Origin of the sequence: Bradyrhizobium sp. F1.13.3, assembly GCF_040548265.1 — a bacterium.
Lineage (GTDB): Bacteria > Pseudomonadota > Alphaproteobacteria > Rhizobiales > Xanthobacteraceae > Bradyrhizobium.
Genome location: NZ_JBEPRI010000010.1, coordinates 172,799 through 192,778, shown reverse-complemented (window position 1 = coordinate 192,778; position 19,980 = coordinate 172,799). Strand labels below are relative to the sequence as shown.

Sequence of the window (19,980 nt, the reverse complement as noted above, 5' to 3'; positions counted from 1 at the left end):
CTCCCATGAAAGCCGGTGATCCCCCAAATTTGCCGTTGTACTTCGGAACGGTTCTAATAAGCTAACCCAATGACGTCATTCAAGATCGCCGCGCGTTAGCGTTCGCCAAGCTCAAGAAAAGGCCGCGGGGTCTTTGAGCCTGCGCGGACAGGGTAGGAATGAAACCGACCGATATTGCGGCCCCCGACTACTTTCACAAAGTGGTCGATTGCCAATGGGCCTGTCCTGCGCACACTCCCGTTCCCGAATACATCCGACTGATCGCCCAAGGCCGCTACAGCGACGCCTATATGATCAATTGGAAATCGAACGTGTTTCCCGGAATTCTGGGACGCACCTGCGATCGTCCATGCGAGCCGGCGTGCCGCCGCGGACGCGTCGAGGAGACGCCGGTCGCGATCTGCCGCCTGAAGCGCGTCGCCGCCGACTTCAAGGACGACATCACGCAACGCCTGCCGCGGCCCTCGGCCAAGAACGGCAAGCGCGTTGCATTCGTCGGCGGCGGTCCCGCTTCGCTGACGGTGGCGCGCGATCTCGCGCCGCTCGGCTATCACTGCACGGTGTTCGATGCCGATCCGAAAGCCGGCGGCATGATGCGCTCGCAGATCCCGAAGTTCCGCCTGCCGGATTCAGTCATCGACGAGGAGACCGGCTACATCCTGGGTCTCGGCGTCGACTTCAAGGGCGGCCACCGCATCGAAAGCATGAAGGCGCTGCTCGCGGAGAAGTACGACGCGATCTTCGTCGGCTCCGGCGCGCCGCGCGGCCGCGAGCTCGACATTCCCGGACGCAAGGAAGCAGCCGCCAACGTCCATATCGGCATCGACTGGCTGTCCTCGGTCTCGTTCGGCCATACCGACAAGATCGGCAAGCGAGTCATCGTGCTCGGCGGCGGCAACACCGCGATGGATTGCTGCCGCACCGCGCGCCGCCTCGGCGGCGAAGAGGTGAAGGTCGTCGTGCGCTCCGGCTTCGAGGAAATGAAGGCCTCGCCCTGGGAGAAGGAAGACGCGCTCCACGAGGACATCCCGATCCTCAACTTCCTCGTGCCCACAGCCTTCGTCCACGACAACGGCAAGCTCACCGGCATCACCTTCCAGAAGGTGAAGGCCGAATACGACGCCAAGGGCCGCCGCAACCTCGTGCCCTCGGGCGAGCCGGACCAGACCATCGAATGCGACGACGTGCTGGTCGCAGTCGGCCAGGAGAACGCCTTCCCCTGGATTGAGCAGGACTGCGGCATCGAGTTCGACAAATGGCACATGCCCAAGGTCGATCCGCAAACCTTCGTCTCGACCAATCCGAAAGTGTTCTTCGGCGGCGACGCCGCGTTCGGGCCGAAGAACATCATCTGGGCGGTGGCGCAGGGCCATGATGCCGCGCTGTCGATCCACAAAATGCTCTCGGGCGAGGACGTCACCGAGCGGCCATTGCCGGAGGTGCACGTCTCCTCGCAGAAGATGGGCATCCACGAATGGAGCTATGACAACGACATCTCCAACGACAAGCGCTACAAGGTGCCGCATCGCGACAAGGTGATCGCGCTGAAGGACATCCGCACCGAGGTCGAGCTCGGCTACGACGTCAAGCTGGCGCTGGGCGAAGCCCATCGCTGCCTGAACTGCGATGTCCAGACCGTGTTCTCGACCTCGCTCTGCATCGAGTGCGATGCCTGCGTCGACATTTGTCCGATGGATTGCATCACCTTCACGGACAATGGCGAGGAAGGCGATCTCCGTCAGCGCCTGAAAGCGCCCTCGCTGCATCCGGACCAGGATCTCTATGTGTCCAGCGATCTCAAGACCGGGCGCGTGATGATCAAGGACGAGGATGTCTGCCTGCATTGCGGGCTGTGTGCCGAGCGCTGTCCCACCGGCGCCTGGGACATGCAAAAATATTTGATCGAGATGACTCACGCAGGTTCAGCATGTCCGACAAAAAGCCGATCAGCAGCGTAAACGACTTCGTCGTCCGCTTCGCCAACGTCAACGGATCGGGCTCGGCCAGCGCCAACGAGATGTTTGCGCGCGCGATCCTGCGCCATGGCGTTCCGGTGAGCCCGCGCAACATCTTCCCCTCCAATATCCAGGGACTGCCGACCTGGTACGAGGTGCGGGTGACCGAAGACGGCCATCTCGGCGCGCGCGGCGGCGTCGACATGATGGTCGCCATGAACCCGCAGACCTGGGACAAGGACGTCGCCGGCATCGAGCCCGGTGGCTATCTGTTCTACGATTCCACCAAGCCGATGCCGTCGACGAAATTCCGCGACGACATCACCGTGATCGGCGTCCCCCTGACCGCGATCACCAACTCGACTTACACCGATCCGCGCCAGCGCCAGCTGTTCAAGAACATCATCTATCTCGGCGCGCTCTCGGCGCTGCTCGACATGGATCCGAAACTGATCGAGCAGCTGATCGGCGAGCAGTACAAGGGCAAGGAGAAGCTGCTCTCGTCCAACGTCCACGCGCTGCATCTCGGCCGCGACTGGGCGCTCCAGAATCTGAAATGCCCGACCGGGCTGCGGGTGAAGAAGTCCGACAAGGTCGGCGACCGCATCTTCATCGAGGGCAACAGCGCCGCCGCGCTCGGCGCCGTCTATGGCGGCGCCACGGTGTGCGCTTGGTATCCGATCACGCCGTCCTCGTCGGTGGCGGAGGCTTTCACCGCCCACTGCAAGAAGTACCGGCACGATCCCCAGACCGGCAAGGCCAAATACGCCATCGTGCAAGGCGAGGACGAGCTGGCTTCGATCGGCATCGTGATCGGCGCCTCCTGGAACGGCGCGCGCGCCTTCACCGCGACGTCCGGCCCTGGCATCTCACTGATGACCGAGTTCATCGGCCTGTCATATTTCGCCGAAATCCCGGCCGTGATCATGAACATCCAGCGCGCCGGTCCCTCGACCGGCATGCCGACCCGCACCCAGCAATGCGACATCATCGCCTGCGCCTATGCTTCGCATGGCGACACCAAGCATGTGCTGCTGTTCCCGGAGGATCCCGCCGAGGCGTTCGAGTTCGCGGCCGCGGCCTTCGATCTCGCCGAGCGGCTCCAGACCACCATCTTCCTGATGCTCGACCTCGACATCGGCATGAACCACCGGCTCTGCCGGCCGCTGAAATGGGACGATTCCAAGCAATATGACCGCGGCAAGGTGATGACCGCGGAGATGCTGGAGGAAGGCCGCGACTTCGGCCGCTACCTCGACGTCGACGGCGACGGCATTCCCTACCGAACCTATCCCGGCACGCATCCGACCAAGGGCTCCTATTTCACCCGCGGCACCTCGCGTGATCGCTATGCGCGCTACTCCGAGGAAGGCTCGGTCTACGCCGACAACATGCAGCGCCTGATGCGCAAGTTCGAGACCGCGCAGGATCTGGTGCCGCGGCCGCTCCAGGCCAATGCGGAACGGCCGACCAAATACGGCGTGATCTATTTCGGCTCGACCACGCCGGCGATGGACGAGGCGATCGGATTGTTGGAGACACGAGGCCATCAGCTCGATCGCCTGCGCATCCGCGCCTTCCCGTTCCATTCGAGCGTGGCGAGCTTCCTCGCCGAGCACGATTTCGTCTACGTCGTCGAACAGAACCGCGACAGCCAGCTGCGCCAGCTCATCGTCAACGAGAACGGCATCGACCCGGTGCGGCTGGTGCCGATCGTGCATTACGACGGCTCGCCGATCACCGCCCGTTTCATCGCGAAAGCCATTGGCGACCACCAGGATCACCTTAAAGTGACCCCGCTCCGCAAGGCCGTGTCATGACCTACATCGCAAAGCCGAAATTCCACCATCCCGGCCTCAAGAAGAACGAGCTCGGCTACACCCATCGCGACTACGAGGGCAAGATCTCGACGCTGTGCGCCGGTTGCGGTCACGACTCGATCACGGCCTCGATCATCGAGGCCTGCTATGAGCTTTCGATCGAGCCGCACCGGGTCGCCAAGATCTCGGGCATCGGCTGCTCGTCGAAGACACCCGATTATTTCCTCGGCAATTCGCACGGCTTCAACTCCGTGCACGGCCGCATGCCCAGCGTGCTGACCGGCGCCAACCTCGCCAATCGCGACCTGATCTATCTCGGCGTCTCCGGCGACGGCGATTCCGCCTCGATCGGCTTCGGCCAGTTCGCGCATTCGATCCGGCGCGGCGTCAACATGACCTACATCGTCGAGAACAACGGCGTTTACGGTCTGACCAAGGGCCAGTTCTCGGCGACGGCCGACCGCGGCTCGAAGTCCAAGAAGGGCGTCACCAACACGGACAACGCCATCGACCTCGTCGCCATCGCGCTGCAGCTGGGCGCCACCTTCGTCGCGCGCTCGTTCTCCGGCGACAAGACCCAGCTCGTGCCGCTGATCGCGGCCGCGATCGGCCACAAGGGCGCGTCGTTCATCGACGTCATCAGCCCCTGCATCGCCTTCAACAACCACGCCGGCTCGACCAAGAGCTTCGACTATGTCCGCGAGCACAATGACGCGGTGAACCGGCTCGACGTGCTGGTCGGCCGCGATCCGATTGCGGTGGATTACGCACCGGGCACGGTGCAAATGGTCGAGCAGCATGACGGCAGCAGGATCGCGCTGCGCAAGATCGACGCCGACTACGATCCGCACGACCGGCTCGGCGCCCAGACCTTCCTGCAAAAGCACGCCGCAAAGGGACAGATCGTCACCGGCCTGCTCTATGTCGATCCCGACGCGGAAGATCTGCACGAGCATCTCAACACGGTCGAAACGCCGCTCAATACGCTGGAAGCGGACACGCTCTGCCCGGGCTCGGCGATGCTTGACAAGTTCAACGCCAGCCTGCGGTGATTGCTACCGCGCCGTTGCGGGCTGCCGGACGCGTACGGTGATCTTCTCCGACACGATGGGCGGCTCGAACGGATAGTGCTTGGCATCGCCCAGCACGAGTTGCAGCGTGTGGGTCCCGGGCGGAAGCTCGAGCAGCGTTTCGGTCTGCCCTGCCCCGAAATGCAGATGCGACTTGTCCTGCAGGATCGGCTCCTTGGGATCGATGGGGTCGTTGACGTCGATCAGCAAATGATGATGACCGGCATTCTGATACTCGTCGCCGGCATGGGTCACACCCATGTTGCGCAAGCCGAACCGGACCCAGAATCCGCCGCGGACCTTCTGCCCGTCATGCGGGGTGATGAAATAGAGCTTTGCGTCCTTGGGAGCTATCTTGCCTTGCGAAAAGGCCGTCGCCGGAAGCAATGCGAGCGCCGCCGCCAGTGCGACGCAACGAAGGATCTGCATCAAACCAACTCCTCCACTCAAGGGCTGAGCGCCACGCGGAAGCCGTGCGTCGGATAACGAACATGGGTGTCGTAGCCATCGCGGTTGGACGGCCGCACATATCTGGAATCGTTCTTCCAGGAGCCCGAGCGCAGGACATGGGCGCTGCAGTCCCCACTGCTCCATGCCGAGCCGTCGCCGGGCGCGCCCTGATAGGTCTTGTGCCAGCAGTCCTCGACCCACTGATCGACACCGCCGCCCATGTCGTGGAGCCCGAACGGATTAGGCCTGAAGCTGCCGACCTTCGCTGGTTGCTCGGCCGCGAGATCACCGCAATCCTTGCAACCGGCCATGCCCGGCTGCAGCTTGTCGCCCCACCAATATTTGGTCTGCGTTCCGCCCCGCGCGGCATATTCCCATTCGGCTTCGCTCGGAAGCCGATAAGTCTTCTTTGTCGCCTGAGCGAGATAGGCCGCATATTGCTGCGCGTCGGTCCAACTCACATTACTGACCGGCGCATCGTCCTTGCCGATGGCCGTGAAGCCGCACGCCTTTGCAGCGGCGCACTCGTTCCATTCCTGCACGGTCACCGGATATTTGCCGATCGAGAACGGCTTCACCGTCACCTGATGGACAGGACGCTCGGTCGGGTCGTCGTTGCTTCCCATCGCAAAGCTGCCGCCGCGGATGGCGACCATTTCGGGTTCGCGGACGGGAATTGGCGATGGAGTTGGCGCCGGAGCGGGCGACGGGGATGACGAAGCCGACGAGGGAGAAGGCTGCGGCGTCTGCGGCGCGGCTTCGCGCGGCGGAGGCTGCGGGCTTGGCGATGCGGCAGGAGAAACGGTAGTGACGGCGGCCTGCTCGCTCACCCTGCCCGGTGTCTGAGCCAGCAGATACCACAGCACACCGGCGGCAATCACCGACAGCGTGATACCCAGGAGAAAGATCAGAGTATTCTCGCGCCGCCCCCGCGTCCTGCCGACCGCGTCTGCATCCGGCAGCACTTTATAGACGCGCACGGGATCGGTGATGTTCTTGACCTTGCGGTCCCCGAGCGACTCGTAACCGCACACGACCTTGTGCTTGATCTGCTCGTAGATCGCGCCGGAGATAAAGACCTGGCCTGGTTCGGCGATGCCCTCGATGCGCGTTGCGATGTTGACGCCGTCGCCGTAGACGTCGTCCGGCTCCACGATGACGTCACCGAGGTTGACGCCAATCCGGTACTCGATCCGGGTCTCCTTCGGAAGCGAGGCGTTGCGGCCGATGAGATTCTGCTGGATGACGATGCTGCATCGGACGGCCTCGACCGGACTGTCGAAAATCGCGATGAAGCCATCGCCCGTCGTCTTCACCAGACTTCCATTGTGCTCGACGATGCTGGGCCGGATGAGATCCCGCTCGATCCGCTTGACGCGGACGTGCGTGCCCTCCTCGTCGGCCTGCATCAGGCGGCTGTAGGAAGCGATGTCACCGACAATGATGGCCGCGAGGCGACGAGGCATAGGGCCGTGCGAAGGCGGCTCGTCATTCCCGGATCTGAAGTTGCGAATTTCGCCCATCGCGGGGGGACTCCACAAACTTACAAGGCAAGCCCCAGCCTACGACCGCCAGAGGCGATCGTCTGTGAAGGCTATCACATCGATGACGTCGGGTAATCTCGTAAGAACCGCAGGGCGTCAGGTTCCGAAAGGCGAAGGGGTCACGTCGAATGAACCTTCATGACCCCACCGATGACTAAAGCCCGGCGTGGAACTGATCACCTGGCTCCGCCCAGCGATGATCCTGTCAGATGTGCGGACGTTGAACGCGTCGCACCCGGGCCGCGTCTACAGCGTACAGCTCAGCTGCTGCACGCGAGGCCATCATGAAGCTTTCTCTTTTTGCTGCCGTCTTCCTTGCCGCGCTTGGCGGCGCTGCTTACGGCGAAGAGGCCGACGATATCCGTGAGGCCAGCAAGGCCGAAGCCGAGACCTTCAACGCGCGCATGTATGCGGGTGCACCCGGCAACAAGGCCTATGCCTGCTTCGTGCGGCGCTACGATGCCGAGCATCTGGCGCGCCATCCGAAGCAGAAGGTCGCCTCGATGAAGTTGCTGATCTCGGCGGAATTGGACACGGAGGACAAGCAGCTCCACAACTCCTTCCGCCTGGGATTCAGATATCGTCACCGCTCCGGCGATTTCGATTCCAGCGGCTCCTGTCATCACGCCGTGTTCACCAAGAACGGCACCGAAATCCGCCTCGGTTGCGGCGTCGACTGCGAGGGCGGCGGCATCGGCGTCGCGCTCTCAAAGGACGACAAATCGGCGATCGTGCGGCTGGCGCAGGTCAGGGTCTGGCAGAACAACAAGCCGGATGAGGATGCCGAACTGTCACTGGTCGCCGGGGCCGACGACGGGATTTTCCGCCTAGATCGAACGGACAACAAGGAATGCGCCTCACTCGTGACCGACCGCAAGGAACTCGCCGCGCTCCGCCACAAATGATATGTGTCCGGCGCAATCGAGGGAGATCATCATGAACCGGCGGAACATGTTGTGGAGCGCCGTCTCGGGTCTGGGCGCGGCGCTTGGCGCCTCCAGCGCGAAGGCCGCGACCGAAGCCGGCACGGGCAATAAGCTGAAGGTGGTCTATCATTTGAGCGATGCCGAAAAAGTCAATTTCGTGCTCGGCAACATCCAGAACCATATCGACGGCGTCGGCGGTCCGGACCATGTGACGATTGCGCTGGTGATCCACGGGCCGGCGCTGAAGGCGTTTCACTCGGCGCAAGCCAACCCTGACATCAGCAAGCGCGTCGGCGATTTCTCCAAGGATGGGGTCGAGCTTGCCGCCTGCGGCAACACGATGAAGGCGCAGAACGTCACGCTCACGGATCTCCTGCCGGGCTTCGTCAGCGCGGAGAAAGGCGGCGTGGTTCGTTTGGCCGAGCTCCAGTCGCAGGGCTATCTCTATCTGCGGCCGTAGGGGCGCGGGAGGCGCCGCTACGTTGTCCGTCATTGCGAGCGGAGCGAAGCAATCCAGTCCCTCCGCGGAAGCAGACTGGATTGCTTCGTCGCAAGGGCTCCTCGCAATGACGGCGGAGCGGGTTGCGCGAGCGAGTGCCACTGCCTCGCAACGCGCTTGACTTACCCATAACTCCACGGTTATGAATGTATCCATAACTCATAGGTTATGAATGTATGCCCGCTGCCGCTCACGACCTTCTGTTCAGGACGCTCGCCGACCCGACCCGTCGGGCGATCTTCGAGCGATTGTGCCGCGAGGGCGAACAGACGGTTGGGGCCCTGACGGCACTGTCGGGCGTGTCCCAGCCGGCGGTCTCAAAGCATCTCGGCGCGCTGAAGCAGGCTGGCCTCGTGCGCGACCGGCATCAAGGACGGCAGACGCATTACAGCGCCCAGCCCGGCGCGCTCAATCCGCTGATCGACTGGACCAGCCAGATGGCAGGGTTCTGGCAGAACCGGCTCGACGCGCTCGACGATCTCCTGAAGAGGATGGACCAATGAACGAATCCACGGCCGAAACCCGATCTGTCGTCGTCGAGCGCGAATTTGCCTTTCCGGCAGAGCGGATCTGGCGCGCGCTGACGCAGCCGCATCTGATCGAGGAATGGCTGATGAAGAACGACTTCAAGCCGAACGTGGGCCACCGCTTCAACCTTCGCGGCGAGTGGGGCGGCGTGCTGGACTGCGAGGTCCTCACCATCGAGCCGCAGAAGACGCTCGCTTACACCTGGAATTTCTCGCATGACGACGCGGCGTTCGATCTCAAGAGCGTCGTGACCTTCACGCTGACGCCGACGGGCGCAGGCACTCACTTACGTGTCGAGCAAGCGGGCTTCAGCCCGACGCAGAAGCAGGCTTTTGGCGGCGCGCATGCCGGCTGGAAGCAGTTTTTCGCCAAGCTGGACGAACTGCTGGCAAGGGCAGACTAGCTCGGCCACCGGCCTTCATTCGATCATCTCAAGAGGAGGTTTCATTGACCGGAAACATGTGGGTTCGGCAGATCCATCGCTGGCTGTCGATCGCTTTCACGCTGGCCGTCATCGCCAACATCGTCGCCATGACCATGCAGCTCCAGGCCATCTGGATCGGCTTTCTCGCGCTCGTCCCGTTGATCCCGTTGCTCGCGACCGGGCTCTATATGTTCGCGCAGCCCTATCTCGGCCGACGCGACGGCACGCGACAGGAGGCGTGATCGTGACAAAGGCCGCGACCGCGACAAAGAAGGACGCGAATGGATCGTCGCCCTCCAAGCTGATCGACGGCAGGATCAAGGAGCTCGGCGACTGGCGCGGCGACATGCTCGGGCGAATCCGTGCCCTGATCAAGGAGGCCGATCCTGATGTTGTCGAGGAATGGAAATGGCGCGGCGTGCCGGTGTGGGAGCACGACGGCATCATCTGCACCGGCGAGACCTACAAGGCCGTGGTGAAGATGACGTTTGCCAAGGGCGCCGCGCTGGAGGATCCCGCCGGCCTTTTCAACTCGAGCCTCGACGGCAACGTGCGCCGCGCGATCGATATTCGCGAAGGCGAGAAGATCAACGAAAAGGCGTTGAAGGCGCTGATCCGCGCGGCCGTGGGGCTGAATGCGTCCAAAGCCAAGAAGAAGCCAGCGAAACGTTCCGGATAGAACAGCCGTTGTAGAGCCAGAACGCTTTCCTTCTTCCCTTGTGGGAGAAGGTGGCGCGAAGCGTCGGATGAGGGGTCTCTATCGGCACAGGAAACGTGGAGAGATACCCCTCACCGCAGTGAGCTTGTGTCTCCCGGCGTCGCCGCCCTCTCCCACAAGGGGCGAGGGCACATCAACGCGCATTGCTCCGCATTGTCAGCAGCGTCAGGCCGCCGCGGTGATCGGGCGGGGGCTCACGACATATTCGCGCAGCACCTTGTCGTTGGCGTCGACCTCGATCAGCGCAACGTCGTAGGTCCAGAGATCGGCCAGATGCTGGAGCACGCGCTTGGCGTCGGTCTCGTTGAGCTGCGCGCCCTTGATGACATGGTGATGCAGGATCAGCCGCCGGTCGCCGGAGAGATCGACGTCGACCACCTCGATATTGGCGTCGATGTAGCCGACATCGTGCTGCCGTGCCAGCTCGCGCCGGACGCGGCGGAAGCCGCGCTCGTCGTGAATGGCGTCGACCCGGATGCCGGCGCGTTCCTCGGGATCGTCATGCAAGTGGAACATGCGGAGGTGCCGCATCAGCTTCGGACTCAGGAACTGGGCGATGAAACTCTCGTCGCGGTAGTTGGCCCAGACGTCGCGTAGCACGCCCATTACGTCGTTCTTGCCGGCGATGTCCGGGAACCACTCGCGGTCCTCGTCTTCCGGCCGGGTGACGATGCGCTCGATGTCCTGCATCATGGCGAAGCCGAGCGCATAGGGGTTGAAGCCGGAGAAGCGCTGGTCGTCGAATTCGGGCTGGAACACGACGTTGGTATGCGACTGCAGGAATTCGAGGAAATTGCCGTCGCTGATGCGGCCCTGCTGATGCAGCTTGGTCATGATGCGATAGTGGACGTAGGTCGCCGTCCCCTCGTTCATCACCTTGGTCTGGCTCTGCGGATAGAAATATTGCGCGATGTGTCGGACGACGCGCAACAGCTCGCGCTGCCAGGGCGCCAGCCGCGGCGCACTCTTCTCGAGGAAATACAGCAGGTTTTCCTGCGGCAGGCCGAGCAGCTTGCGGCGGCGCTCGATGCTGAGCGCGGACCGGGTCTTGCTCTTTCCCGCCGGCACGGTGCGCCAGAGGTCGTTGAAGACCTCCTCCTCATGCTGGCGGCGGCGCCCTGCCCGCTTCTCTTCGGCGCGGAGATCGAGCTTCTTCTTGCCGGGATAGCGGTCGATCCCGTGCGACATCAGCGCGTGCGCGGCATCGAGGGTGCGCTCGACCTCGACGCGGCCGTAGCGATCCTCGCATTGCATGACGTAGTTCTTGGCGAAATCCAGATAGTCCAGGATGCCGTCGGCGTCGGTCCATTGCTTGAACAGATAGTTGTTCTTGAAGAAATGATTGTGGCCGAAGGCGGCGTGCGCGATCACCAGGGTCTGCATCGTCGCCGTGTTCTCCTCCATCAGGTAGGAGATGCAGGGCGAGGAGTTGATCACGATCTCATAGGCGAGCCCCATGAGGCCCTTGCGGTATGAGGCCTCGTGATATGCAAAGTGCTTTCCGAACGACCAGTGTTTGTAGAACAGCGGCATGCCGACGGACGAATAGGCGTCCAGCATCTGCTCGGCGGTGATCACCTCGATCTGGTTCGGATAGACGTTGAGCCCAAGATCTTTCGTCGCCACCTCCTCGCAGGCATCCGTGATGCGCTGCAAGGTGTGGAAATCCCAATCGGCGCCTTCGAACAAGCGTTCCGTCATGGAGCGGCTTTCTCCTGGGCAGTGTCGCGGCGCTGGAACAGATCGTGGAACACCGGAAAAATCTCGCTGCGCTCGCTGACCTTGCGCATCGAGAGCGGCGCGCCGCTGTTGCGCAGGCGCTCGTAGAGGGTCCAGAGCGAGGAATCGGACAGATCGAAGGCGCTGCCGCCGGACTCGCCGACCTCGAGGTAGGCGAAGAATTGGCAGACCGGCAGGATCTTGTCGGTGAGCAGCATGCCCGCGAGTTCGCCGTCGGAATAGGAATTGTCGCCATCGGAGGCTTGCGCGGCGTAGATATTCCAGTCCGACGGGCTGAAGCGTTCGCGCACGATCTCGTGCATGGCCTGCAGCGCGCTTGAGACCAGCGTGCCGCCGGAAGCCGGGCCGTAGAAGAAAGTCTGCTCGTCCACCTCCTCGGCGCGATCGGTGTGGCGGATGAAGACGATGTCGACATGCTTGTAGCGGCGCTTCAGGAATACGTAGAGCAGCATGTAGAAGCGCTTGGCGAGATCCTTCATGTGCTCGGACATCGAGCCCGACACGTCCATCAGGCAGAACATCACGGCCTGGGCAACGGGCTTGGGCACCGTCTCGAAGCGGCGATAGCGGATGTCGAGCGGATCGATGAAGGGAATGCGCTTGGACCTCGCCTTCAGTTTTTCGAGCTGGGCCAGCAGCACCAGGCGCTCGTCCTCATCCGCGCATGCGGCGATGGCGGCTTCCAGCTCCTCGATCTCCTCCTTGCTGGGACGCTTGAGCGCGATACGGCGCGCCATTGCGCGCCGAACCGTCCGGCTCACCGAGATGTTGGAGGGCGAGCCCGACGTGGTGTAGCCGGCGCGCTGGATGCCCTCGCTCTCGGTCTGCGCGATCTTGCGCTTGGCGAGATCGGGAAGTTCGAGATCATCGAGGAAGAGATCGACGAATTCGTCGCGGCTGAGCACGAAGCGGAAGGCGTCCTCGCTGTCGCCTTCGCCGGGACCGGAATCCTTGGCGCTGCCCTGGCCGGAGCGCTGGAGATAGTCGCCCTCGATGAACTTCTTGTTCCCGGGCAACACCATGTCGCGCGTTCCGCCGTCGCGGCGGAAACGCGGCTCGTGCATGCCGTCGAGCGGAATGGTGACCTCGCCACCCTCCAGGACGTCCTTGATGTCGCGTTCCTGCGAGGTCTTCTTGACGGCGCCCTGCACCAGGGATTTGGCCCGACGCAAGAACCGCTGCCGGTTCTCGAGACTCTTGCCGCCTGGATTCAGGCGCCTGTCAATAATGTGAATCGGCACTTTTCCATCCGCCTCAACCGGCCTGCTTCACGCGCATGTACCATTCGACGAGCCGGCGAACCTGACGCTCGGTGTAGCCGCGCTCCACCATGCGTGCGACGAACTCGCCGTGCTTCTTCTCCGTCTCGCCGTCCTTCTTCGACCCGAAGGAGATGACCGGAAGCAGGTCCTCGACCTGGGAGAATATCCGCTTTTCGATCACATCGCGAATCTTCTCGTAGGAGATCCAGGTCGGATTCTTGCCACCGTTCTGGGCGCGCGACCGTAACGAGAATTTGACCACCTCGTTGCGGAAATCCTTCGGGTTGGCGATGCCCGCCGGCTTCTCGATCTTGGTCAGCTCCTGGTTCAAGAGTTCGCGGTCAAGCAGCTGGCCGGTGTCGGCATCCTTGAAATCCTGGTCCTCGATCCAGGCATCGGCGTAGTCGACATAGCGGTCGAACAGGTTCTGGCCGTAATCCGAGTAGGATTCGAGATAAGCCTTCTGGATCTCGTTCCCGATGAACTCGGCATAACGCGGTGCAAGGTCGGCCTTGATGAATTCGAGGTAGCGCTTCTCGACTTCCTCGGGCAGCTGCTCGCGCTTGATCGATTGCTCCAGCGCGTACATCAGATGCACGGCGTCGGCGGCGACTTCCTGCGGATCGTGGTTGAAGGTCGCAGCCAGGATCTTGAAGGCAAAGCGGGTGGAGACACCGTCCATGCCCTCGTCGACGCCGGCGGCATCGCGATATTCCTGGACGCTGCGCGCCTTCGGATCGGTCTCCTTCAGGCTCTCGCCGTCGTAGACCCTCATCTTGGCGTAGGTCGTGGAATTTTCGTGCTTGCGCAGGCGCGACATCACCGAGAACCGCGCCAGCGTCTCCAGCGTCGCGGGCGCGCAAGGCGCGGCCGCGAGCTCGGAGCCCTGGATCAGCTTCTCGTAGATCTTCTGCTCTTCCGTGATCCGCAGGCAATAAGGCACCTTGATCACGCAGATGCGGTCGATGAAGGCCTCGTTGTTCTTGTTGGCCTTGAAGCTCGACCACTCGGCCTCGTTGGAGTGCGCGAGGATGACGCCGGTGAACGGGATAGCGCCGATATTCTCGGTGCCGATGTAGTTGCCTTCCTGCGTCGCGGTGAGCAGCGGATGCAGCATCTTGATCGGCGCCTTGAACATCTCGACGAACTCGAGCACGCCCTGGTTGGCGCGATTGAGGCCGCCGGAATAGCTGTAGGCGTCGGGATCGTTCTGCGCGTAGGTTTCGAGCTTGCGGATGTCGACCTTGCCGACCAGCGAGGAGATGTCCTGGTTGTTCTCGTCACCCGGCTCGGTCTTGGCGATCCCGATCTGGCGCAACCGCGACGGCTGGATCTTTGCGACCCGAAACTGGGAAATGTCGCCGCCGAAGGCTTCCAGCCGCTTGTAGCACCACGGGCTCATCAGGCCGGTGAGACGGCGGCGCGGAATGCCGTATTTCTCTTCCAGCATCGGGCCGAGCTGATCCGGATCGAACAGGCTGAGCGGGCTTTCGAACACGGGCGAGAGCTCGTCGCCGGCCTTGAGCACGTAGATTGGATGCACTTCCATCAGCGACTTGAGCCGCTCGGCGAGCGAGGACTTGCCGCCGCCGACCGGACCGAGCAGATACAGGATCTGCTTGCGCTCTTCGAGGCCCTGCGCCGCGTGACGGAAGAAACCGACGATGCGCTCGATGGTTTCTTCCATGCCGTAGAAGCCGGCGAAGGCCGGATAGGTGCGGATCGTGCGGTTCAAAAAAATACGGCCAAGGCGTGGGTCCTTGGCCGTGTCAATCGTCTGGGGCTCACCGATCGCTGCTAGCAGTCGTTCGGCCGCGTTCGCGTATTTCATGGGATCGCTTCGACACGATTCCAGATATTCCGCCATCGACATGTCGTGTTGGCTTCTCGCCTCGAACGACTTAGCGAAAGCGTTGAATAGAGAATCGTTATACATGATCCCTCTCCGCGTGAGTTCCGCTACACAATTGAACGAAAGCAGCGACCGGACCGTTCCTTAGCGCCACTCTCGAATCAGCGTGAGCACATGACGATCATTCGACACCCGGGCGCCTTCTCGGCGCAACGCACAACGTAGGCACAGGGTGAGTTACGAACAGGCACCTGCCTGATATTTGAGCGAATCTTTGTCTATATTGGCTCATTTCCAGAAAATGTCACTCGCTCGCAACATCCGGGCATTACCGGGGATGCGTTCATCCGGCGCTGCATCATAGCCGTCTGCGAACGGCGGCGAAGCCTTGGGTGCCGCGTTCATCTTCCTGCTGCAATGCGGTGCGTGGACCGCTGGCGGCGTGACAGTCGCGGCAAGCGCGCAGCAGTGTATCAAAATCGGTCGCCAGGCCCTCCGACCGGATGACGATGCGGTCGTCCCTCACGCAGCGGGCCAAGCCGCGGATGCTGCTGAGCTGCCGCTGCAGAGCCGGCGTCGGGGTCAGCACGATCACCTTGCGCCCGCGGCGTTCTTCAGCCGAAATCTCCGCGATCGAGTCCCACAGCAGAAATTCATTGCCGATGCGGAGATCGCGAATGCCGTAGGGGGTGACGATCACCACCGATCCCCGTTCGGCGGGGAGCACCCAGATCAGCCCACCGGTCATCAGGGCGAACACCACCACGCCGGCATAGCCGAGCATCGTGTCGTAATGGCCAAAAGCATTCCACCAGCCCAAGGCGAGCGTTGCGCTGAGCAGCGTCATGGCGAAGCCCGTTACGACCAGCAGCCGCAGTCGGGTCGTACATGGACCGATTTCGAGATCGTGGGACGCATCGACGCATCCGGTCGACGTGACCGATCGGGGTCTGTCCGTGACAGCGAGCGCCGGACGGTCATGATGTGCTTGCATGCCTTCCCCCAGCATGGCCATTCGCGACCGAGCCACAATGCATCAGGCGGACCGGAATCCGCTGATGAGTACTCCGCGCAGCCGCTAGCGGCGAGGCGAGGCTGCTGACGTTACACAACGAGGCCCGGCCGATTCCTCACGGCCGACAACCCTTTACGCAACTTGCGCTACCTCTACGCCGATCGCCATGATCGCGACGGAGTTACACTGGAGGATATGACGCCCATACCCTTGATTGGTTCCCTCAAGGAAGCATGTAAGCTAGAGGATAGCGCGTCAGGACCGGCGCGGAAACCCCTCGCCCGCAGGCTTGGAGATAAATTAGCATCATGAATCCCGTCAAAGAACTGGAAAAGCACGGACAAGCCGTCTGGCTGGACTTCCTGGCCCGTGGCTTCATCGCCAAGGGCGACCTGAAGCGGCTGATCGACACCGATGGCGTCAAGGGCGTCACCTCCAACCCCTCGATCTTCGAGAAAGCGATCGGCAGCTCGGACGAGTACGACGCGCCGATCGGCAAGGCCTTGAAGCGCGGCGACCGGTCGGTCGCCGACCTGTTCGAGGCCGTCGCGGTCGAGGACATCCAGAACGCCGCCGACGTGCTGCGCCCGGTCTACGACCGCCTCAAGGGCGGCGACGGCTATGTCAGCCTGGAAGTCTCGCCCTATCTGGCGATGGACACCAGCGGCACGGTCACCGAGGCGCGGCGGCTCTGGAAGGACGTCAATCGCAAGAACCTGATGGTGAAGGTGCCGGCAACGCCGGAGGGCCTGCCGGCGATCGAGACCCTGATCGGCGACGGCATCAGCATCAACATCACGCTGTTGTTCTCCAGGGACGTCTATCTGCAGGTCGCCGAGGCCTATCTCGCCGGTCTGGAGAAATACGTCGCAGGTGGCGGCGACCCCTCGCACGTGGCGAGCGTGGCGAGCTTTTTCGTCAGCCGCATCGACTCGGTGGTCGACAAGCAGCTCGACGACAAGATCGCCCGCGCCAACGACCCGAGTGAGAAGGAACGGCTCGCCGCGCTGAAGGGCAAGGTGGCGATCGCCAATGCGAAGGTCGCCTACCAGGATTACAAGCGCCTGTTCTCGGGTCCCCGCTGGGACAAGCTCGCGGCCAAAGGCGCCAAGCCGCAGCGCATGCTGTGGGCCTCGACCGGCACCAAGAACAAGGACTACAGCGACGTTCTCTATGTCGAGGAATTGATCGGTCCCGACACCATCAACACCGTGCCGCCGGCGACGCTCGATGCGTTCCGCGACCACGGCACCCCGCGCGACAGCCTGGAAGAGAATGTCGACGACGCCAGGCGCGTGCTGGAAGAGCTGGAGCGTTCCGGCGTCTCGCTCGATGCCATCACCGAGGAGCTCGTCAAGGACGGCGTCAAGCAGTTTGCCGACGCCGCCGACAAGCTCTATGGCGCGGTCGCCCACAAGCGCGTCACCGTGCTCGGGCCCGCGATCGACCGCCAGCTGCTCTCGCTCGGCGACGGTCTCGGCAAGGCCGTGGCCAAGAGCACCGAGGAATGGCGTGCGTCGGCAAAGATCCGCCGGCTGTGGCAACGCGACAAATCGGTCTGGACCGGCACCGACGAGGACAAATGGCTCGGCTGGCTCGACAGCGCCGCCAAGGCCGACGTCGCCGACTATGAGGATTATGCCAGCCGCGTGAAAGGCCAGAAATTTTCCGACGCCGTCGTGCTCGGCATGGGCGGGTCAAGCCTCGGGCCGGAGGTGCTGGCCGAGACCTTCGGCAAGAAGCCCGGGTTCCCGAAGCTGCACGTGCTGGATTCCACCGATCCGGCGCAGGTGGGGGCGATGGAGGCCAGGATCGACATCGCCAACACCGTGTTCATCGTCTCCAGCAAATCCGGCGGCACCACCGAACCGAATGCGATGAAGGATTATTTCCACGAGCGCGTCGCGCAGGCCGTCGGGCCGAAGGTCAAGACCGGCCATCGCTTCATTGCGGTCACCGATCCCGGATCGTCGCTGGAGAAGGCGGCGAAGACGCTGAACTATGCGCGCATCTTCCACGGCGAGCCCTCCATCGGCGGACGCTACTCAGTGCTCTCGCCGTTCGGCCTTGTGCCGGCGGCAACCGCGGGCATCGATATCAAGACCTTCGTCAAGCATGCGCTTGCGATGGCCCGCTCCTGCGGACCGGACGTGCCGCCAGCCGAGAACCCCGGCGTGCAGCTCGGCCTTGCCATGGGCCATGCAGCCCTCGAAGGCCGCGACAAGGTGACGATCCTGTCGTCGAAGAAGATCGCCGATTTCGGCGCCTGGGCCGAGCAGCTCATCGCGGAATCGACCGGCAAGGACGGCAAGGGCCTGATCCCGATCGACGGCGAGCCGCTGGGCGAGCCCGCGGTCTACGGCAATGACCGGCTCTTCATCGACATCCGTATCGAGGGCGAAGCGGACGCCGCCCATGACTCACAGCTTGCTGCGATCGAAGCGGCCGGCCATCCCGTCGTGCGCATCGTGATGAAGTCGATCGACCATCTCGGCCAGGAGTTCTTCCGCTTCGAAATGGCAACGGCGGTGGCGGGCAGCATCCTCGGCATCAACCCGTTCGACCAGCCGGACGTGGAAGCGGCCAAGATCAAGACCCGGGAGCTCACGGCGTCGTTCGAGAAGACCGGCTCGCTACCGGCCGAACGGCCGGTGGTCAGCACCACCGAGGCTGATCTCTACACCGACGAGACCAATGCCGCGGCCCTACGCGCCGCCGGCGCCAACGGCGACCTCACCTCATGGCTGAAAGCGCATCTGTCGCGCTCCAACCATGGCGATTACGTCGCCCTGCTCGGCTACATCGCCCGCGACAAGGCGACGATCGACGCACTCCAGGCCATGCGGCTCGAAGTCCGCGAGAAGCGACATGTCGCAACCTGCGCCGAGTTCGGACCGCGCTTCCTGCACTCGACAGGACAGGCCTACAAGGGCGGCCCCGACAGCGGCGTGTTCCTCCAGATCACCGCCGACGATGCCAAGGACTTGCCGGTGCCGGGTCAGAAGGCCAGCTTCGGCGTCATCAAGGCCGCGCAGGCGCGCGGCGACTTCGACGTGCTCACCGAGCGCGGCCGGCGCGCGCTGCGGGTCCACCTGAAGGGTGGGCTCAAGAAGGGTCTCGCGGCGCTCAATGCGGCGCTCAACGACGCACTGAATTAAGGGAATTCCTCAAATGCAACTCGGCATGATCGGCCTCGGCCGGATGGGCGGCAACATCGTTCGCCGGCTGATGCGCCAGGGACATTCGACCGTGGTCTACGACAAGGACGCCAAGGCCGTCGCGGGCCTTGCCGCAGACGGCGCTGTCGGGTCGGCGACGCTCGAAGAGTTCATTGCGAAACTGGAGCGGCCGCGCACGGCCTGGGTGATGCTGCCGGCCGGCCACATCACCGAGACCACGATCAACACGATCGCGGGCGCGATGCAGGACGGCGACGTCATCATCGACGGCGGCAACACGTTCTGGCAGGACGACGTGCGCCGCGGCAAGGCGCTGAAGGAGCGCGGCATCCACTATGTCGACGTCGGCACCTCCGGTGGAGTCTGGGGCCTCGACCGCGGCTATTGCATGATGATCGGCGGCGAGAAACAGGTGGTCGATCGGCTCGATCCGATCTTCGCCGCGCTCGCGCCCGGCGCCGGCGACATTCCACGCACCGAGGGACGCGAGGGGCGCGATCCCCGCATCGAGCAGGGCTACATCCATGCCGGCCCCGTCGGCGCCGGGCATTTCGTCAAGATGATCCACAACGGCATCGAATATGGCCTGATGCAGGCCTATGCCGAAGGTTTTGATATCCTCAAGAACGCCAACATCGAGGCCTTGCCGGCGGATCATCGTTACGATTTCGATCTCGCCGATATCGCCGAAGTGTGGCGGCGCGGCAGCGTGATCCCGTCCTGGCTGCTCGATCTCACCTCGACCGCACTCGCCGACAGCCCGGCACTGACGGAGTATTCCGGCTTCGTCGAGGATTCCGGCGAAGGACGCTGGACCGTGAACGCCGCAATCGACGAGGCCGTGCCGGCCGAAGTCCTGACCGCGGCGCTGTTCGCACGTTTCCGTTCCCGCAAGGAACACACCTTCGCCGAGAAAATTCTCTCAGCGATGCGAGCCGGCTTCGGCGGCCACAAGGAGCCGAAACAGCCGGCTGCTTCGAAGCCCAAATAGCGAGCCG

Annotated in this window: 17 protein-coding genes; 11 read left to right on the top strand and 6 right to left on the bottom strand. The window is 63.1% G+C overall.

The annotated features are described in order from the left end of the window. The first annotated feature begins 158 nt into the window (after positions 1 to 158). Genes ABIB66_RS25980 through ABIB66_RS25970 form a run of 3 tightly spaced genes read left to right on the top strand, consistent with a single transcriptional unit; the run spans position 159 to position 4,827 of the window. Positions 159 to 1,958 carry an FAD-dependent oxidoreductase gene (locus ABIB66_RS25980; protein ID WP_354205105.1) on the top strand — a complete coding sequence of 600 codons (1,800 nt, stop codon included), beginning with the start codon at positions 159 to 161 and terminating at the stop codon, positions 1,956 to 1,958. After that, entirely contained in the window at positions 1,928 to 3,775 is a 1,848-nt protein-coding gene (locus ABIB66_RS25975; protein WP_354205103.1) for a 2-oxoacid:acceptor oxidoreductase subunit alpha, read from the top strand. Before ABIB66_RS25980 ends, ABIB66_RS25975 begins: the two co-directional genes overlap by 31 nt. Further along, the gene (locus ABIB66_RS25970; protein ID WP_275169264.1) at positions 3,772 to 4,827 is read left to right on the top strand and encodes a 2-oxoacid:ferredoxin oxidoreductase subunit beta; all 1,056 of its coding nucleotides are present in this window, start codon (positions 3,772 to 3,774) and stop codon (positions 4,825 to 4,827) included. Before ABIB66_RS25975 ends, ABIB66_RS25970 begins: the two co-directional genes overlap by 4 nt. Positions 4,828 to 4,830: 3 nt before the next feature. Here ABIB66_RS25970 and ABIB66_RS25965 read toward each other — a convergent pair whose 3' ends face one another. Next, entirely contained in the window at positions 4,831 to 5,274 is a 444-nt protein-coding gene (locus tag ABIB66_RS25965; protein ID WP_354205101.1) for a DUF4399 domain-containing protein, read from the bottom strand. A gap of 17 nt (positions 5,275 to 5,291) precedes the next feature. Next, positions 5,292 to 6,818, bottom strand: coding sequence for an SUMF1/EgtB/PvdO family nonheme iron enzyme (locus ABIB66_RS25960; RefSeq protein ID WP_354060291.1), 1,527 nt, complete (start codon positions 6,816 to 6,818; stop codon positions 5,292 to 5,294). A gap of 305 nt (positions 6,819 to 7,123) precedes the next feature. Here ABIB66_RS25960 and ABIB66_RS25955 point away from each other — a divergent pair, with 305 nt between their 5' ends. From ABIB66_RS25955 to ABIB66_RS25930, 6 genes are all read left to right on the top strand, one after another. Continuing rightward, positions 7,124 to 7,744, top strand: coding sequence for a hypothetical protein (locus ABIB66_RS25955; RefSeq protein ID WP_354205098.1), 621 nt, complete (start codon positions 7,124 to 7,126; stop codon positions 7,742 to 7,744). A 31-nt stretch (positions 7,745 to 7,775) separates the two neighbouring features. Beyond that, positions 7,776 to 8,225: a DsrE family protein gene (locus ABIB66_RS25950; protein ID WP_354205096.1), complete on the top strand. Its 450-nt coding sequence runs from the start codon at positions 7,776 to 7,778 to the stop codon at positions 8,223 to 8,225. A gap of 215 nt (positions 8,226 to 8,440) precedes the next feature. Further along, complete coding sequence (locus ABIB66_RS25945) at positions 8,441 to 8,767, top strand: ArsR/SmtB family transcription factor (protein ID WP_007595691.1); 327 nt, start codon at positions 8,441 to 8,443, stop codon at positions 8,765 to 8,767. After that, entirely contained in the window at positions 8,764 to 9,195 is a 432-nt protein-coding gene (locus ABIB66_RS25940; protein ID WP_354205094.1) for an SRPBCC family protein, read from the top strand. Before ABIB66_RS25945 ends, ABIB66_RS25940 begins: the two co-directional genes overlap by 4 nt. A 56-nt stretch (positions 9,196 to 9,251) precedes the next feature. Further along, positions 9,252 to 9,458 (top strand): hypothetical protein, encoded by a 207-nt coding sequence (locus ABIB66_RS25935; RefSeq protein ID WP_473320517.1) that lies wholly within the window; start codon positions 9,252 to 9,254, stop codon positions 9,456 to 9,458. Between the two features lie 2 nt (positions 9,459 to 9,460). Further along, complete coding sequence (locus ABIB66_RS25930; protein WP_354205090.1) at positions 9,461 to 9,895, top strand: DUF1801 domain-containing protein; 435 nt, start codon at positions 9,461 to 9,463, stop codon at positions 9,893 to 9,895. Between the two features lie 204 nt (positions 9,896 to 10,099). Here the strand turns inward: ABIB66_RS25930 and ABIB66_RS25925 are convergent, their stop codons facing one another. The 4 genes from ABIB66_RS25925 to ABIB66_RS25910 all read right to left on the bottom strand — a co-directional run bounded on the left by ABIB66_RS25925 (position 10,100) and on the right by ABIB66_RS25910 (position 15,803). After that, on the bottom strand, positions 10,100 to 11,635 hold the full coding sequence (locus ABIB66_RS25925) for a SpoVR family protein (protein WP_354205088.1): 1,536 nt from the start codon (positions 11,633 to 11,635) through the stop codon (positions 10,100 to 10,102). Then, a complete protein-coding gene (locus ABIB66_RS25920) occupies positions 11,632 to 12,909 on the bottom strand; it encodes a YeaH/YhbH family protein (RefSeq protein ID WP_354205520.1) in 1,278 nt (425 codons plus the stop codon). The genes ABIB66_RS25925 and ABIB66_RS25920 overlap by 4 nt, the downstream gene beginning before the upstream one ends. Positions 12,910 to 12,928: 19 nt before the next feature. Further along, positions 12,929 to 14,872 (bottom strand): PrkA family serine protein kinase, encoded by a 1,944-nt coding sequence (locus ABIB66_RS25915; protein ID WP_007595704.1) that lies wholly within the window; start codon positions 14,870 to 14,872, stop codon positions 12,929 to 12,931. 274 nt (positions 14,873 to 15,146) lie between these two features. Next, entirely contained in the window at positions 15,147 to 15,803 is a 657-nt protein-coding gene (locus tag ABIB66_RS25910; protein ID WP_354256076.1) for a hypothetical protein, read from the bottom strand. A gap of 308 nt (positions 15,804 to 16,111) precedes the next feature. Here ABIB66_RS25910 and ABIB66_RS25905 point away from each other — a divergent pair, with 308 nt between their 5' ends. Beyond that, a complete protein-coding gene (locus ABIB66_RS25905) occupies positions 16,112 to 18,961 on the top strand; it encodes a bifunctional transaldolase/phosoglucose isomerase (RefSeq protein ID WP_354205084.1) in 2,850 nt (949 codons plus the stop codon). Positions 18,962 to 18,974: 13 nt separating this feature from the next. Further along, positions 18,975 to 19,973, top strand: coding sequence for a phosphogluconate dehydrogenase (NAD(+)-dependent, decarboxylating) (gene gnd / locus ABIB66_RS25900; RefSeq protein WP_354205082.1), 999 nt, complete (start codon positions 18,975 to 18,977; stop codon positions 19,971 to 19,973). The last annotated feature ends 7 nt before the right edge of the window (positions 19,974 to 19,980 follow it).